Annotated in this window: 9 protein-coding genes; 1 reads left to right on the plus strand and 8 read right to left on the minus strand. The window is 62.9% G+C overall.

Going from position 1 to position 16,645, the window contains the following annotated elements:
- Nucleotides 1-25 precede the first annotated feature (25 nt).
- On the minus strand, nt 26-400 hold the full coding sequence (locus tag KJQ96_RS11560) for a hypothetical protein (RefSeq protein ID WP_213286734.1): 375 nt from the start codon (nt 398-400) through the stop codon (nt 26-28).
- 38 nt (nt 401-438) lie between these two features.
- On the opposite strand from KJQ96_RS11560, the gene KJQ96_RS11565 reads away from it, so the two are divergent.
- Nucleotides 439-642, plus strand: a complete 204-nt coding sequence (locus KJQ96_RS11565; RefSeq protein ID WP_213286735.1) for a hypothetical protein — start codon at nt 439-441, stop codon at nt 640-642.
- A 597-nt stretch (nt 643-1,239) separates the two neighbouring features.
- Here KJQ96_RS11565 and KJQ96_RS11570 read toward each other — a convergent pair.
- The 7 genes from KJQ96_RS11570 to KJQ96_RS11600 all read right to left on the minus strand — a co-directional run bounded on the left by KJQ96_RS11570 (nt 1,240) and on the right by KJQ96_RS11600 (nt 16,611).
- Nucleotides 1,240-2,685 (minus strand): hypothetical protein, encoded by a 1,446-nt coding sequence (locus KJQ96_RS11570; RefSeq protein ID WP_213286736.1) that lies wholly within the window; start codon nt 2,683-2,685, stop codon nt 1,240-1,242.
- A 16-nt stretch (nt 2,686-2,701) separates the two neighbouring features.
- Entirely contained in the window at nt 2,702-3,619 is a 918-nt protein-coding gene (locus KJQ96_RS11575) for a hypothetical protein (protein ID WP_213286737.1), read from the minus strand.
- Nucleotides 3,620-3,720: 101 nt separating this feature from the next.
- Nucleotides 3,721-7,371: a hypothetical protein gene (locus tag KJQ96_RS11580; protein WP_213286738.1), complete on the minus strand. Its 3,651-nt coding sequence runs from the start codon at nt 7,369-7,371 to the stop codon at nt 3,721-3,723.
- Nucleotides 7,371-9,686 (minus strand): AAA family ATPase, encoded by a 2,316-nt coding sequence (locus KJQ96_RS11585; protein WP_213286739.1) that lies wholly within the window; start codon nt 9,684-9,686, stop codon nt 7,371-7,373. Before KJQ96_RS11585 ends, KJQ96_RS11580 begins: the two co-directional genes overlap by 1 nt.
- 3 nt (nt 9,687-9,689) lie before the next feature.
- Entirely contained in the window at nt 9,690-11,312 is a 1,623-nt protein-coding gene (locus KJQ96_RS11590) for a hypothetical protein (protein ID WP_213286740.1), read from the minus strand.
- Entirely contained in the window at nt 11,309-12,745 is a 1,437-nt protein-coding gene (locus KJQ96_RS11595) for a hypothetical protein (RefSeq protein ID WP_213286741.1), read from the minus strand. The genes KJQ96_RS11590 and KJQ96_RS11595 overlap by 4 nt, the downstream gene beginning before the upstream one ends.
- A complete protein-coding gene (locus KJQ96_RS11600) occupies nt 12,742-16,611 on the minus strand; it encodes a hypothetical protein (protein ID WP_213286742.1) in 3,870 nt (1,289 codons plus the stop codon). Before KJQ96_RS11600 ends, KJQ96_RS11595 begins: the two co-directional genes overlap by 4 nt.
- Nucleotides 16,612-16,645 lie beyond the last annotated feature (34 nt).

Raw genomic sequence — 16,645 nt, forward strand, 5'->3', positions numbered from 1 at the left:
CCGTGGATCATTCCACGGCGAGCCTTCAGTGATTCGTTCCCGCTTCATTCACTCTCTCCTCAGCTATCCGAGGAGGGGGCAATTCCTCGTGACGCTGAGGGGGCAGTTTTCCATGGCGCGCGACAGTCCAGACCAGCTCGGAGGTCGATCTCACGATCCTGGCGCGATCTGTGATCCCGTTCTCGACGACGGAGATAGCGTGTCGCAAATCGGCCAGTTCTGACAGTAACAGCGCTGCGTTGTTCGGCCCGCCTTCGGGGTGAGCGCTGGTCAGACCAAATCTGCCGGTCTTGCCGATGATCTGGAGCACTCTCCCCATCACCTCGGCGACCTCGCCGCTTTCCTCGACGACGCGGTCAATCTGTCCGTCGAGCGTGGTTGGTAGAAACTTCGGGTTCATCGTTTCTTGTTCCGTATGAGCCTGAGGTTGGAGATCAGTTGTTCGAGGTGATGATCCTGGCGGAAGACGCCGGCCCCGCGGTCGGCACCGTCCTTGCAGATCCAGAGGGTGACGCCCAAGCGATAGGGCTCACCCATGTTGTCCTGCTATGCCTTGATGGCGGCACCTTCCTCGCCGACGATCGTGAACGACTTGATCGACGCCCTTCATGCCTTTCGATCCTCGAATTTGATGTTGACTAAACCGTTGCCGCCCAACCAGGCGAGCAACTTTGCTGCGGGCAGGTAAAGCCGTGCCCGATTAGCATACTGATGCTCTCCTCATAAATTCAGCCATCTCGGTGAGACGGTTCGATATGGAAACTCGGAATTGCTAACTCGAAGGCTGCATTCACCGCAGTTGGGACGGTCATTGATCCATGACTAGACAGAGTTCTTAGATTTCGTCTCGTATGAACGTACTTTGATCTATGGGTTTCAGCGCAAGGCACCTACAGCTGACATCTGGTCATCTTACCAGGCCGCTCGGGCGGCGAGCGGTGTACTTGGGCCGGCAAGCGCGGCAATAGCGGCATACCCCCGCTTTCCGAAGGCCGTAAATCAGCGCGTCAGGTCATGATCTCAATCCCTCCGGCTTAAAGAAGGTAGCGCACGCTATACTGCCAGTTTCTGGTATCGACGGGCTGGCTGTCTGAATTGTCTTGGCTGTGCATCCACAGAACGATGCCGGATGACCGAGACAATCGGTCGGAAACTTCAGCGAGATTGAGCACCGCCCCGGCATTTGGCCACGGTGTGCCTAAGGACGGCGAGATATAGGGCCGCGCGGATTTGCGGGGGTCACGGCGTCGCATCGAACGTGCCGTGGACCGTTACATCCCCCGTGGCGTCGACCTCGCCGGGGGCCACGATCAACGTAGTACCAAGAACCGACAACTGATCGCCGGAGACTGTCGTCTTGCGCCCTGCCGCGACCAGTCCATCTGAGGCGGTGGGGTCGGACGCGTCACTGCTCGTCAGCAGCCCGACCTTGGCGGCACTCAGAACCAGGTCGAAGGCGGCTTCGTCGATCGCTGCGATGCGTCGCCGGTGGCCGCCCAGCGCGTGCGGCATGCCATGCCCATCGATGGCGACCACTAGGTTGTCGCCGGCAATATGCCTGGCATAAAAGCCGGCGTGGCCACGGTTCGCGCCGAAGCCTGTCGGCGAGAGCGGGACCGCTAGCAAAGCTTCGGTGCCGCCGGGCGCTGCCATGACGGTCCAGTTGCCGCCCTTGGGCGGGTTGAGTTCGAGTTGCCCGCCATCGGCGGACCAGTCGCCTGCTACACCCTCAACCCACAGTCGGGTGCCGCCGGCTTCGTCGTCGAGTAGCGGGGCATCGAGCGTCGCCGTCACGACGACCGACCCCGCGCCCGGATTGCTGACGAAGCCGGGGACGCGCAGCTCATAGCGGATACTGGCGCAAATCCAGCGCTGGGCGCCGAACATGAACGAACCGGGCCGGCCAGGAAGCTGCGCGACTTGCGCAAGCCCGCCCCACCGGTCACCCTCGGCGAGCAGCAGCTGGGCGAGGAAGTGGTGCGGTTCGGTGAGGCCACGAAAGCTTCGGTGCAGCACCAGCGGGCTGCGGCGCATTGTCTGGCCGTCGTAGCCGGAGAGACGGGTTGCGCCAGGCGCCACCCAGCCTTCCGAGAGATCCGCGTCAACAGCCTTGCCGGTGATCGCCAGGTGGACGAATCCTTCGTTCTTACCGTTGGCCCACCAGCCAAGAAGCTGGGGTACGGATTTGCGCACAAGCCGGCAGACGCGATTAAGGTGTGTGCGATTGTCGATGGCGCTGTCACGGATCATGCAGCCGAGCGGTTTGGACGCAACCGCAAGGGCAGTGAAGTCCGTTCCGGCGCTTCGCAAGGCAGGTGCAAACATGCGGGCGAAATAGTCCTTGGCCTCTTCCTTGAGCCCGCGCTGGTAGATGACATAGGCGACTTCGCCAGCGTCCGAACCAAGCGCGGTTGCCGCGAACCACTCGCGCGCGGCGTGGTCGATGCACCGACCGACAACACGGGTTCTCGCTTCACCGGCTAGCTCAAACCCCAGCAACTCGAATGGGAATATCTTGTCGTGCCATTTTAAATGGCACTGGGGGAGTGTCCGAAGCAGCGCGAGAGGATCGAAATCTCCTCGCCTGTCGATGAGCACCTCCAGGATCGGCGCATCGCCGAGCGCCAACGTAACGGCCAGGCCGCTGATGTCGAGCTCGGTGCTGTCGAAGGCGACGTAAGGCATGGGATTGAGCCACTGTTCAGATGAACCCCGGGTCGGGGTGGAAGGACTGCCCGGCAGCGCCAGCCGCAGCACCAGCCGGAGGATTAGCTTGCATATAGAGGGCCTCGCGAACGACTGACGCGTCGCCGAAAAGACTGTTGTCGCTGCTGTCGGTGCTGTGGACGTTTCCGACCTTGCGGACCATCCTTCCCTCATGACCGGTAGCCACATTGTGCGGCGACCAGATCAGTTCGGACAGCGACTTGGTAAGCTCGGCCGCATCGGCGACCCAACTCCGCAACAATAGATCGGCATCCATCTGGGCGAACGCGCCAACCGCAGCCATGACGCAGCCGCGAACCGGGACGGCGATGCTGTTGGGGAGGAAGAAGGGGGTCTGGCCTCCTCCCTCTGCGCGCAGCGAAAGCGTCGGAAAAGTATGCCCGGCCAGTGCCGTCCCGGTGATCTGGGCGGTCATGGGCTGCTGCTGCAGGTCGAGCACCAGAGCGAGTTCGGTAACCCCCTGGTTATTTGTGGTGAGGCCGACTTCGTGGACAAAGCGCTCTTGGAAGGCGCCAAACGAAGCGCGCGAGGGCGCGAACCGAGTGTTGTCGGCATTGACTCCCAAATCTGGAACGACCGGCGCCCAGCCCGCCGCGTCGATCCATGGCTCATCGACGGCACCAGGATTGTTGACGTCGAACAGCATGAGGATGCCAACTTCGTTGCTGCGCCGAATCGCCGAGCGTCGCAGCAATCGCGTGCGCTTGATGACAAGCGTCTCGTTGACCCCCCGCCTGCTGATCTGGAGTGTGCCCGTTCCGCCGGCTCCACCCGGAAACGGGATGTTCTGCGGCTGATGGCCATTGTCGACGTCGGTATGGCTATAGGTCAGGTAGACGGCAAAATGAGCCGTCTGCAGTGCGACGAGCCCATTAGGTTGGAGGGTGAACATGAGTCTAATCCAAAAGCTCGTCAGGCGGCTCGAAACAATGGCAATGTCCCTATCTACGCCTCGGCTTAGTGTGTACATCGAACATGCTCCTTGCGTCGGTGCTAAATCTTGGGGAATCCCGCCAGCCAAACGGATGTTTTGGCATCAAAATCCAGTGGGCGGTCGAAACCTTCAATTTCGACACGAAGCCACTTTCCCTCGGACCGCCCGAAGTTCCACAGCGCGACCGCGGGTCCGAGATCAGTCACGGTCGGACCCGTGTCGATCTGCTTCAGCGTTATGCCCCGGTCGCCAAACTCGCGCAGCGCTGGCAGGTCGAACGCTGCCCTCAGGGTCTCCGCGCGGCCACCGGCCGAGCGGGCCAACCCATCCAGCAGCAGTCTCGAGTCGGCGAGCGCTGCACCTGGAGAAAGCGCGGTCCTCTCAAGGATCGCAATATTGACCAGCCGGACCCCGACAAGCGCGTAGAGGAGGGGGGACGCCTGTGATAGCGAGCCGCTCGCGGGATGCGCGTTGTGCACCTTGCGGTTGAGCCATATTCCCCGCAGGATCGAGACCAGGCTCCGGCCGTCCTGGAAGTCAATCCCGTAGGTTTTCTTGACCCAGGCAGTAAAGGGCATCGAGGACGAGGCCTGGTCGTCCAGCTGCGCCAGCTTGTTGTCGTCGGCGAAGAGGCTCAGCAGCAAGGCCAGTTCGAAGCCGACGCCTTCGGGATCGTTGGGCTTAGCCCAGATGAGTCCTGCCTCGTTGGCAGGCTGATCATTCTTGGGCGGCGTATGATTGGTCCTGGCCTCGAAAGGTTGCAGGCTTGCCGCCGAGATGACCGGGAAATGGACCTCGGTGGGGGCCACGAGGTTCGCGGAGAGGACAATCGGCACCAGCGGCAGGGACTGATCGCTCTGCTGGGGCGGGTAGTAGTTCTGGTGGTGCGAGCCATAAAAGTCCGACAGCGCGCGCATCGAGTCCTCGGTAGGCACCGCCGACTTGCTGAGGTAGATGAAGGACGGGAATCCGTTGTTGGCGTAGCTGACCGGATTTGCCACAAGCTTGGCGTTGTGCTCGGCCAGCGTCATACTCGTGACGATGAGCCGCGTATCAGTAGGTACGGTGATGGCGGTACTGCGGAGGTTCACGACGTCGCCGAGGTAGTCCGCGAGATCGAGCACGCTGTCGGTCAGCCGGAGGTGGAAGCGAATGATGTTCGCGATCTGATCCGAGCCTTCCCTGAGGTCGTTGGGCACCGGGTAGTATGCATCGAACGGAATGTTCTTGAGTCCCGCATAGGACTCGTTGTCGGGCTTGTTCTCGATGAGCGTCGCGGGCAGTCCGCTTGCGCCAATCTCCTTGACCGCGTCCATGCTGAACCCCACGACCTGGCTGAGGTCGCGCAGATTGAGCACCGTCTTGTCCTCGGGGGCCGCTTCGATGAACTCGCCGAGCAGTGCCGCCCGGACTTCGCGCTTGAGGACTTCGTGCGACGCCTCGCTCAGCGAGCCCTTGTTCCTATAGACGTGCGCCAGTCTGTCGAAGAAGGCCGAGAGGTCGCTATATTTGTCCTCGTCGCCCGGCTGGGGCAGTGCCGATCGCAGGTCCTGTTCTGCCTTCAGCGCACCGGTCAGAGCCCCATCGGCATCAAGGACCGTGCCGGGAATGGTAACGTCCGGCCCCGCGCCCGATACGACCGCCTTCAGTTCTGCCACGCTGGCCTTGAGGATCGCTGGCTTGTAGCTGATCTCCGCTGTTCCCGCGGCCGGATCGACGACGATGCTTGCTGCGTCGGTGTCTCCGACCTTCAGCTTTCCGTTCCGCGGCTTGACCGGTTTGTCCGCTGGTGGCGGCCCGCCGAGGGCATCGATGGCTTGCTGGGTCAGCGGGAGCTTGATCGTAGCCGGAGCGTTGGCATTCTGGCCGGCGATTGCTGCCTTGAGGGTAGCCTTCTCACGCTCCGCCGCCCCTTCAGCGCGCCAGCCGCGGCTCTTGACCTCGTCGTAGTGACGCAGTCCGCCGGCGGCAATGACCCGCGCCGGTAGGGCCACCTTTTTCCCGGAAGTATCGAGGTCGCGGCTTCGCCTCAGCGCCAGGATGCGCTTAAGCACACCAAGCTGCACGCCGAGCTCAACCTTGGCCTTGGCAAGGAGGCCCACTAGATAACCCACCGAACTGGTCGCATACTCCTCGACCGTTACGTCTAGAGCCCGCCTCAGGGCCCGTTCATCTTTGCCCAGCTTGACCGCCGAAAGCGCCGAGACAACACGCTGACGCATTTGCTTGACGTCCACGTCCGCGCCCGCGGACTCCTTCGTGAGCCCCTCGACCACATTCTTCAGCCGCGCTTCTTCCGACGGAGCCGGACCAGCAAGCCGCAGGACCTCATGATGCACCTCCACCAGCCGGTCGGCGTACTTCTCGGCCTCGTCCACTGCTTTGGCCGCGGGTCCGGCTAGCCGGAAGCCGAGTGTCAGCAGCAGGCTTTCGACTTTCTTGTCCAGCGCGCCCCGGGTGAAGGGGGTCTTGCCACCGATTTTGCTCACCAGCACTTGACCGAGGCCCGTAATGATTCCGGTAAGGGGCGCCTGAAGTTCTTTCTCGAAATCCTTGAGGGAGGTTGCAAGGGCCGTGTCCACGGCGCGCGAGATCAGGTCGGCGCTGAGCCGTTGATCTTCTGCTCCGGTGCTGAACCGCACCCCTTGCCGGTCCTTCATGGTCTGTTCGAAGACGGCCCGGCCGACCTTGGGCAGAGCTGCTTGGCTGTCGTAGGCATCGTATTTGCTCATCAGCCAGACAAAGAAGAAGGACTGATGCGGCAGGGACCGCGCGAACGCGTGAACGGCGTCAGAGCGTCGCCGATATGCCCGGTAGACATCCATGAAGCTGCCGCCCTTGACGATCCGCTCGTCCAGCGACAGGTCGAATCGCGGGTCGCTGGCGTAGTTTTTTAGCCAACCGGTCGTGAATGGCTCCCGCGTTGCCATCTTCTCCCAGGTAGCGTCGGCGCGTTTTGCGTCGAGGACCGTTAGCCGAAGATCGCGCATTGCCTGGGCCATGGCGTTGGCGGCGTCTGACTGAATTGCGTTGTCCTGGAAGAAAGGAAATGCAGCATACGCAGCCAGGAGCTGCTGATGCGCACTGCTCTCGTCGGCCGGGCTGGCGAGCAGATACTTGACGACTGCCCCGGCGATCTGCGGGTGTTCGAAGTGGGCCGCTGTCGAAGCGCCTGGCTGAAAGACGACGCCACGCAGCTTATCCAGCAATTGACCCGCGCGTTCTGAGGCGTACCCGTCGGCAACCGTCAGGAGCGCGTTTGTGAAGCCGCTGGTCATGAATTGCGCGAGCCCGTCAAGGTTCTGGACGAGCGTGCGGAACAGCCCGCCGCCGATCTTTTGCGCGCGCAGCACTGGGTTGCTTAGAGGGTTGCTGTCGCCGATAACCTCGAACAACGCGTCCTCCGGATCGAGCTCGATCTCGGTGATTGCCTCGCCGGCTTTGGGGATGTAGCCGGGCTGCTCTAAGGTGTAGCTGTCGTAGATGGTGTTGCCCACTCGCAGCGCTTTGTTGCCGACCTTCAGGACCTGGGGGCGGACTGCCTCGAAGATCGCCTGCACCTGAGGTGCCCCAGGCGCTCCCTCCTCCGTGTTTCGACTGTCGAACACGAAGCTCCTCGTCTTCTCAGGGTTCTGGTTGAACTTGCCGATGAATTGAATCGTCCGATTGTACTCCCGCAGTCTTGCGAGCTGATCGTTGGCTAATGCCATTATTTTCCTCCGGTTTTTTCCTGACGGTCCGAACGCGTATTTCGGTCCTGTGATTGCCCATACCACATGTCCAGTCGTCGTTTCTTGATGAGCCGCTCGATCATCCGGATCGAACCGGCGCCGGCGACCTCGCGAACAACTGCCGATTGAATGTCCTCGGGACAATCCGACCAGCGCAGCGATTTAAGTTTCAGTTGCACCACACGCGTGAGGTCGCCGATTTCATCGATCGGAAAGAACGGCACGATGAAGTCAATCCGGTCCAAGAAGGCCCTATCCAGGCTCGAATGGCGCCGGTTCTGCTGCAGGGCAGCCCGGCGCTGCTTCAAACTCAGATAAAGGTCAATGGACGCAAGATCTGCCTGCGCCGCCGGGACGCGCGCCGCCTCGATTGCTGCATCCAACCGGTCGAGCATCTCCATCTCGAACTTGTCGGTTGCCCCCATCAGGATGAGTTCGCGCAGGCGTGCGTCGTCGAAAGACGCGGCGATGGTTTTCCGATCGTCCCCGTCCTCGCGCATGTCGCGATAGGCCGCCTCAATCTGCTCCTGCCCGAGGTTGGTCGTCATGATGATGATCGCCTGGGAGAAGCGCACTTCCTCGCCATTGGCATTGTTGCCCCGCCCCTCGAGTATCGACAGCAGGATGTCCTGGATCGAGGGATGCGCCCGATCAATCTCGTCGAGCAGGATGACGCAGCTGGGGCGGCTGTGTGCCACATCGTAGATGGTGCGCGAAGCGCCGTAGCCGACGTAGCCCGGGTCGGCGCCGATGAACCGCGTGCGCGAACCGTCGGTGGAGTACTCGCTCATATTGAGGACGATGAACGCATCCTGGTCATAGCCGAGATTGCGCGCTAGCTGTCGCGACAGCAGCGTCTTGCCGACGCCGGGCGGGCCGGCGAACAGGAACCGTCCGCGCGGCAGCTCGGTCGACCCCACCTTCCGCTCGGCGGCAAGCACCCGTGTCACCAGTCGCACCGCGTGATCCTGCCCGATGATCTGTGCGCCCAGCTTGCGGTCCAGCTCGGTGTAGAACGCATCCGGATTCTGACCGAGGGTCTCCGGGGCGATACCGAGTTCGCCGACGATCGCCGCCTTCAGATCATCGAGGCCGATGCTGTCGAGCGGCGCCTCCTTCAGGAAGCCGACGCGGGCGACGCCTCGCTCGATGGTACTTGAGGCCAGATGGAGCGCAACTTCCGGGAAGAAGCGGCCCGGGTAGTACTCGCGAGCGGAGGCGACGATCTCCCGAGCAATAACATCAGCGCTTGGATCGAGCGTCAGCTTGGCGGCATTTTCCCGCCGCCGCGCCTCCAGCATGTTCGAGGTCAGCCGTCCGGTGGAGTCGCCGTCGAGTGCGGGCAGGGGATGCGCCTGCAGCGTGCGCAGCAGTTCGTCTTTGCGGGCCGGCGTCACCGTGCTAACCAGCACGAAGCTCTGGCGCGGGCGGAGCAGGTGCAAGCCGATCATCTCGCGGAACGCCGAGGCACTCGGCAGGGCCGGTTCGAGAAACGTGTGGATGTCGTCGAACGCCGGGATAATCGAAGGATCGCGCCGAAGCAGATCGAACACGGTCGTCACGCGCTGTTTAGTCGTTTCGGCATCGAACATCAAATCGTCGGGGCGCAACACAAGAAAGCGCCGGCGGCGTAGGCGCTCGCTTGCTTCGGTGGCGAAGCGTCGCTGCGCGCGCTGGAGCAACGTCTCAAGGAAAATCGTCTTGCCAACGCCTCGCTCGCCGGTGATCAAATAGTGCCGGTCGGCGAGCAACGCATTGCGCAACAACCCCAGGTGCCGCTCGATATCGGCGTCCCGGCCAATGAGCTTGTCGTCGGCACTGGAGTCATCGGCAATGAAGAAGCCGAGGCCGATTTCTGATTTGCCCGCGATGGTCCCGTCGGTGGCGACAAAGGCGGCAGGCGTCATGCGATTGGCGTAGCAGACGCGGCGGCAGGCCTCGAAGAAGTTGAAGGCGTCATCGTAGTTGTCAGCCAGCAACCACCACAGCAACTGGTCGAAGTCGGGCAGATCCGGCTTGTCGGCGAGGAACTCGAGGCAGCGCTCGATCGCCTCAAGCGCATCGAAGGTTGCGCTCGACACGTCCTGCTCCGCCGCGGCCTTCTCGGTGGCCGGCAACAGGTGTCGAGCGATGGCATCGTGGGCAAGGCGGGCAGCGGGGTCCGAGGTCCGCTCGGAGCGCTTGGCCAGTGCGGCCATGAACAGGTGTTGCGGGCCCAGCGCCTGTCCGGCGGCGAAAGCGTTGTTGCCGAGCCGGCCGATAATCTCCTTGAGCTTGGCCTGGTCGAGAGACATCGCTTATGGCTCTCCCAGTGCGTGGGTTGGCCGCCATCCCGCGCCGCCCGCTCCCAAGGGCGGGCCGTTGACCTGATCTAGGTAATCCTCATCGAGATGGAAACCTCGTGTTGCCGCTTTGAGGATTGGGCGCGCCTCAGCCGGTGCCCAGAAGAGCTGCCTCAGGTAGTCCTGCCACCAGTTCGGCCGGTAAAGGATCGGAGGCACCGCCTCGAGCGGCCTTTGCTTATTGAGGACTGCAAGAAACGTTGCTCCGCCGTCCCGTACGGTCTTGACCAGGTCGAGCATGTAGGGTTGCTCGAACGCGGAATGCGCTTTGGTCATGGCGCTGTCGACTTCGCCGTCGAAATGGTCCTCTAGCAGGGGAAGGTCCGCGGTCAGGCTGGACTGCGGGACGAGAAACGCTTGGGCAAAGGCATCGAGTTCGTGATGCAGCTGGAACTTGCCGCCTCGCTCGTTGCCCAGGTTCGCCGGAAGCCGGGCAGGCTCGGCGAAGCGCTTGCGAAGCTCGGCCAGGACCGCGACGGCGAACTCAATCTCCAAGGGTCGCTCAGCCGTTCTTTGCCCGACGCGCTCCAGTTGCACCTCCAGCGTTCCGCGGTGCCCCAGGTCGATCGGCGCGTCCGCAGGGGGCCGCTGCTGCTCAGTGAAGGCTGTCGCCTTTGCCGCAAGCTTGTCCGGGGCGAGGCGCTCAACTCCGAGGCGTCCTAGAGCCCTGGCGGCGAATTTGAAATCGACGCTCTCGAGGTCGAGGTTCGGCTCGGTCCAGGACCAGGTCCGCGAAGCCGCCGAGAACCGGAAGGTGCCGCGCAGCACATCCAGGCCCACAAAGTCAACGGCGCGCGGAACGACCGGGTCATTGTCGCCTGCGGACGTCCGACGAAGCAGCAGGTCGATGGCTGCCGGCGGCCGGCCGGCAAGCCGATGCTCGAGCATCTCCAACGCGGTTGCCCGAGCTACTTCATTTTCCGACAGACAAGGGATGAGCCACCAACTCCGGCGCCTCCCGATTTCCGCCAGTGCAGCGGTGGCGCTGTGCGTACCCGCGGCGCTCGGCAAGGGCCATGCTGCCGACCCTTCCAGGCGGATCGCGACCGGATTGAGGTGAGCGTCCACTCCGCCATCGCCGAGCGCGCGGCGCTCTCGAAGCTCGACAATTGCGTACTCTTGCTGACGCACCGCGCTCGCAGGCGTCGGGATCTGACGGAACGGTTGCAGGCTCTCCAGCCACGGGTCGATCGTTAGACCAAAGAAGTGCTCCTTGGCGCCGTCGACGTCGATCCGCTCGAAAAATGCGACCGGCCTCGACTTGTCATCCTTCACGTCGGTGAGCTGAAATTTCCTAAGCTTGAAATCAGAGCCCCAGACCAGCAGCTTGGCGTTGTCGCGCCCAAGCACGTCGATGACGGCCGCGTTGTCTGACGCGCCAGCCAGCCACCCATCAGGGGCTTCCGTGTTCGGGACCAGCCGGAGCTCGGTTGCACCGATAGCTCCGGCGGCGGGCCAATAATCCTTGGCTTCGACGGGAACTGGCGACCCGCGCAAGAGCTGGGGTACCTCCTTGATCCAGGCTGGGAGGCTGCGGTCCAGAGATTCGATGCGGCCGATGAACAAGTATTCGCTCATTCCGGTTCCCCCAGCTGGAGGGAAGGGCAGGGCGGCTTGCCGCGGAACGAGCTGAGCCTACAGGCAGCCCTCTTGAGGTCAGAGATCTGCTTTGCGAGGTCTTCCAGTAGTTTCGCTACCGGTTTTCCGTCCGCTTGAACATCGGCCGCGGGAATACTCTTCAGCCGCAAGTGCAGCGTGCCGGTTGACGTGTCTCCCAAAAAGGTTTGGATGCTGGTCAGGTCGTCGCCGAGCACTCGCAATCGCTCGGCAGCGTGGAGGTCGTCGGTAATACCTGCTTTCGCGAGTCGTCCATCGACAAACAAGGCAAGCGAAGACTGACTGACATCCGCATCGGGCCCCAGAAACGTCCTCAGCGTATCTGCTGAGGTCTTGAGGGCCGCAATCTTGTTGTCTAAGTCGATAATTGCAGCTTGCCTGGCTTGAGCCTCCGAGCTCTGTGCTGTGATCGCTCCATCGAGGCGTCGCTCGGCGGTCTCGACCCTCCGCTCCAACAGGCCGACCGTCACGCTCGTGGGTAGCTGGTTAACTGCAGAAGCCACCGAGAACTGGTTAACGGCTAACCCGATCGCCATGATCAAAGCGAGGGCGGCGGCTGCGAAGGTGTGGGCCCCGATCACTGACCCGGGCTTGTTGTCTGGCAAAGGTGACGTCATCGGTTCACGCTGGCCGACCTTGCCCAGGCGTTCATCGATATTGCCAAGGCGATCGTACACAGCCTGGATCCTGCGATCCATGCCGACGCGTTCCTCAGCACCTGCCTCAGACAGCGAGTTAAAGCTTTTCTCAAGATTGCGCAGGCCTCGGCTGGTTTCCGCACCTTGTTGGGTAGCGGTCCGCACAGCCTGCCGAATCGAAGGATCCGTGTCCGTTGCCGTCGGCCGGCCGACCGCAGCGGCCGCGGCGACGCGATCTAGTTTGGCGCCAGGTTCGAAAAGGAAGCGGCAGTGCGCCGCGTTTCGCGCAGTTCCCCTTTCGGGGGCAATTGAAATGTAGTCCGGCTCGCGGTCGGTCTCGCTCAGTGCTTCGAAAAGCCGCTGTGCCAGCTGCAGGGTCGGCGCTCCGCCTCCGCTGGTGATCCTGCCGTCCGGCTTGCCGACCCATCGCAAGGGTCCCGGTGACACGGTATCGAGGCCAAGCTCCTCGGCGCAAGGCGCCGCGAGCGCATCCACGAACGGGGAAAAGCCAAGCGACCGGTACTCGCTGCGGTTGACCCGGTGCGCATAGATGGAGTTAGAGCCTGCGGGCTTGACCACTACGTACCAAAAGTCGTCAGCGGCCTTCTGGTGGCCGACCGCGGCAACCGACTCCCCCAGTGCGCCGAATGGCAGCCAGGTCGAAAAGAGACGATCGGCATCAGGCTGCTCGTCGGGCGCGGCACCTTTGATGACGTAACCCTGCTGCTTGGCGAACTCGATTACGAACCAGCTCATGGGGAAGCCAAGTTGTCGGCCGCTGTGATGAGGTCGCCGAGCTCCACGAGCTCGGCCTCGAGCTTGTCGATTGCGGTGACGAAGTCGCGGTCGCCGGGCCCAGCCCTCCGCACGCCTTGCACCGGCAGTAGCTTGCCGGCAATTGCGGTCTGCAGGTTCTGCGCCTTCTCCGACTGCCTTGCGAGGTCATCCGAGAGCGACTGCCGTACGGCTCGCGAACGTTTGATCCACTGGCCTTGCTCGAGATAGAAGAAGGCCGAGGTAACGTTCAGCAGCCTGCGCTTCTCGAACAATTCCCGGACCTTGTTGCGGAAATCCTCGCGACGAAGCTCCCCGGCAAGCATTGAGTGGTAGCGCTTCACGAAGAGCTGGAGCGATCGTTCGACGTCATGCCGTTTTTCTGTGTCCTTTACACCTAGGCGCCGCGTCGCGGAGAGGCAGGCCTCCACCAGCGCATGTGAGGTCAATACTTCGTTCGTGACACGCCGTGCCTTGTTAACGGCCTCGACCTGCTGGCCCAAAGAGACATCGAGTGACCTGGCGCTTTCGACGACATCGGCCAGTTGCGTGCCCTTTTCTGCGCGTATCGCCTCGAAGGCTCGCAGTGCACTGGCGGTCCGGGCCCTGCGGCCCCACGATATCGAGTCTAGAAGCCACGTTTCAGTAGCGGTCTCCTGCTGTCTCTCGTCAAGGATTGAATGATGCTGACGACGGAAGGCCGAGAACATTTCCTGCAGAGACCGCAGCGTTGTCGCAACGGAGTGCAAGGCGCCCTGAGGCGGTGCGGCGGACGCCGGGCCGACAGCCGCCGGATTGGCGGCTGCTGCGGGAGGCTTGGCGGGAGCGGCTGGTGCGGGCGCGCTGCTGGCCGGGGGGGGTGGCAACGCAATGGAGCGTATGAGCGCATGCAGCTGCTCGTCGCCGGTAGGCAGGCCTGCAGCGTTCAGGCGAGCAAGGTACTGCAGGACGCGGAAGGCCATGGTGTAGTCGACGAACCGGGCGAGATCGAGCGCCCGCAGGTCGTCGAGCGTCGAATAGAGAACCTGCAGGCATTCAAGCAAGTTGATCCGGAACGCCCGCTTGTCTACGGCCAACCGTTCGGTCAGCACTGCGAACTGGTGCAGGTCTTTGTTGCCCAAGCGCAGCCACTGGGCGCGGTAGTCGCTGTTTCCCTCCGAAACCGCGTAGAGAGCATCGGTCAGGGCAAGCTGATCGGCCATCTGCCAGTCCTGTTTGCCCATCGCAAACAGCTCGCCAATTGTGGTAATTCGGCCGGCACCCAGGATGCGATGTGCGACCTCGGGGGAGACTTGGCGCTCCCAGATCCTGGATTCCGTGCCTGACTGCACGCCTTCCAGGACGTCGTAGGCGGCGGTGCGCTCCGGCCCGGCCAGCTTTCCCGGGGGCGCGACCATTGGCCTTGCGTCAGAAGCCTCAAGGGCCGACGGAAGGGCGCGCCCGATTAGTTTGGCCAGCTCGTCGCGTTGATATTCCGAGAAGAAGGTCACTTTGCCGTTGGCCTCCCATTGAACGGACGCCAGGCCCTGCTTCACCTGCTCGAGGATATCGGCCTCGAGTTCGACGTCGGTCGTCGGCCTCTGGGTCTTGGCGACGATTTCAACCACGTCGCCATTCAGATCGATGCCCGCCTCGCGAAGGAGAGCCTCGATGGCATCGGGAAGCACTTTGTCCCTCACCACTCGCGCTTGGGCGGCAGCGGCCAGTACCCCTTTTCCCGTGGCAATGAGCGGGTGATCGGGATCGATCTTGGCGATTTGGGAGATACAATTCTCCCAATCGCCCTCCGCCACGGTCACTTCCGGCGGCCGTGACGGACTGGGTGCACCATTGGCGGCGAACGCCAGTGCGGCACTTTGCGCGACGGTCGCCTCTACGGCCTCCAGGTGACTGGCGGCTGCTGTCCGGTCGGCATCGATGCGCCCCTTGAGCAACTCTTTGAACCCGGCTTTGCGCTGGCTAGCTGTAGCCGCCAGCAGCCGCTGAGTCAGATCCTCCCAAAGCTGATTGAGAGGAAGCAGGTGGTCCGGAACACCGGCCGCGAGGCAGGTTGCGTAGACGATGGAGATGTCGCGGTTGCCTTGCGCGAGGAGGGTGTCAATAACCGGGCTGAGGCGAGCGATGTCTGCTGCGAGCTGAGCCTGAAGAAGCGGACGCTTGACGATGCCGCGATGGCTGCGCAGAGTCTTGACCACGTCCGCCGCCCCACCCTTCAGCCGCTGGACATCGACGCTGCGGAGGCTGAAGAACGGCAGCTGTTGTTCGTTGCCGCGCGCGTCCTTGTACTTCTGCAGGTCCTCGGCCCGACCGCCGAGTATCTGGCGTATCGCGTCCTGGACCGGTCCGGCATACCGCTCGACAATCTGATCGGACTTATTGATAACGAGATAGACCGGGATGTCCTTGAGATCGCCGAGCAAGTTCTGGAAGATCACGGGATAATTGCGGCCGTCGTGGGTTTCGTCCGCGGCGTCAAAGAAGATCAATGCGCGTTGGTTGAGCCCGCGCAGATTGTCGGCAAGCACGCCGGACGGAGCCCGCGTGTCCGCACTCCATAGCTGCTCGCCGGCAACGTCGAAGAAGCGAAAACTGGCATGGTACGCGGTATCGACGCGGGCCAGGACACGCCAGCCGCCCCGCACCGTGTTCATGTCGCCGGCCGTGCCCGCTTCCCAGCGCGGCCGAATCTCCTCGATCTTGGCCGCCGCGGTCTTCCGGTCGCTCTCCGGGTAGGGGAACGGCTCGACCTCGGTCCTGAGGCCCGAATGCGCCTTGCTGTTGAGCGCCTTTTCGGTCGCGAAGATGAAATGGGTCTTGCCCACGCGTGGCGCACCTAAGACGGCGACCCATAGGTCACCCAGGTGCGGAGCCGCGAAACCGTTCGACGGTCCGGCATCCAACTCCGGGCTCCAGAAGCGATGGTCAAACATATCGGCCAGCGCGTGCCCGAAGATGGGATGCCTCGCCGCCCAGAAATTGAGCAGATCGTCAATGTCTTCGGCACTCACGCCCGCGCCGTTAAAGCGGCCAAGGAGTTCGGCTACCGAAGACGTGCCGTACTCACCGGTCGGGGTATCGGTTGCCACGCCGCTGAAATAGAGCAGCACTGAGTAGGCTTCATCGCGGCCAGTCGTCTCGCGGCCCTTCCCGTCTGCGACCAAGAGCGCAGCCGAGATGTCGGTGGGCGCTTTCGCTGCACCACGGCTTTCCTTGTAGGCGCGAAGCGTCGCGGCTTCGGCTACGATGGTGTCGCGTCCCGCATCCGCCGCCTGCATGAGGCGGTCGAGCCGCAGCAGGGCGTAGAGGGTGGAGCGCAGCGAGAGCGGCGCTGACTGGCCTTCCGCGGCGATGCGGCGAGCGACGTCGAGCCCTGCGGTGCTGATCGAGGTTGCAAAGTCGGCTCTCTCTCCGGGCAGCAACTGAGCGAAGATGCCATTGCCGGTTGCCAGTAGGTCGCGCACGACGGCCGGTCTCACGCCGGGCCCCTGCGCCAGTGCTGCGTCCGTCAGTTCCCCATTGCTGCCGGCCCCGGCCAGCCAAATGTCCCACAAATCGAGCAGCAGGCCACGGGCGATGGCGCCGGTACCTTCGTTCCACCCGGCTTCGATTAGTTCGGACCAGATGGCGTAATGTGCCTCGACGGGTAGGTCGCGGACATCATCGCCGAGTTCGGGAGCGAGCTCAGCCATCGCCGGTAACCTCGCAGCCAGGCCGCGAAACTTGGCTCGGATCTCGGTTTCGAGTTGCGACAGCGATTCCGGGTCGGCCGTGGATCGCGTCAGGGCCTTCAGCGTCGTCCGAAAGTCGGCGAGTTCCTCGCCCAGGTTCCTCAGGCGATCCGGGTACATCTCGGGCTCCGCCATTTCAGTGCTGGTGCTACCA

Source organism: Bradyrhizobium sp. sGM-13 (assembly GCF_018398875.1).
In the GTDB taxonomy this organism is placed as follows: Bacteria; Pseudomonadota; Alphaproteobacteria; order Rhizobiales; family Xanthobacteraceae; genus Bradyrhizobium.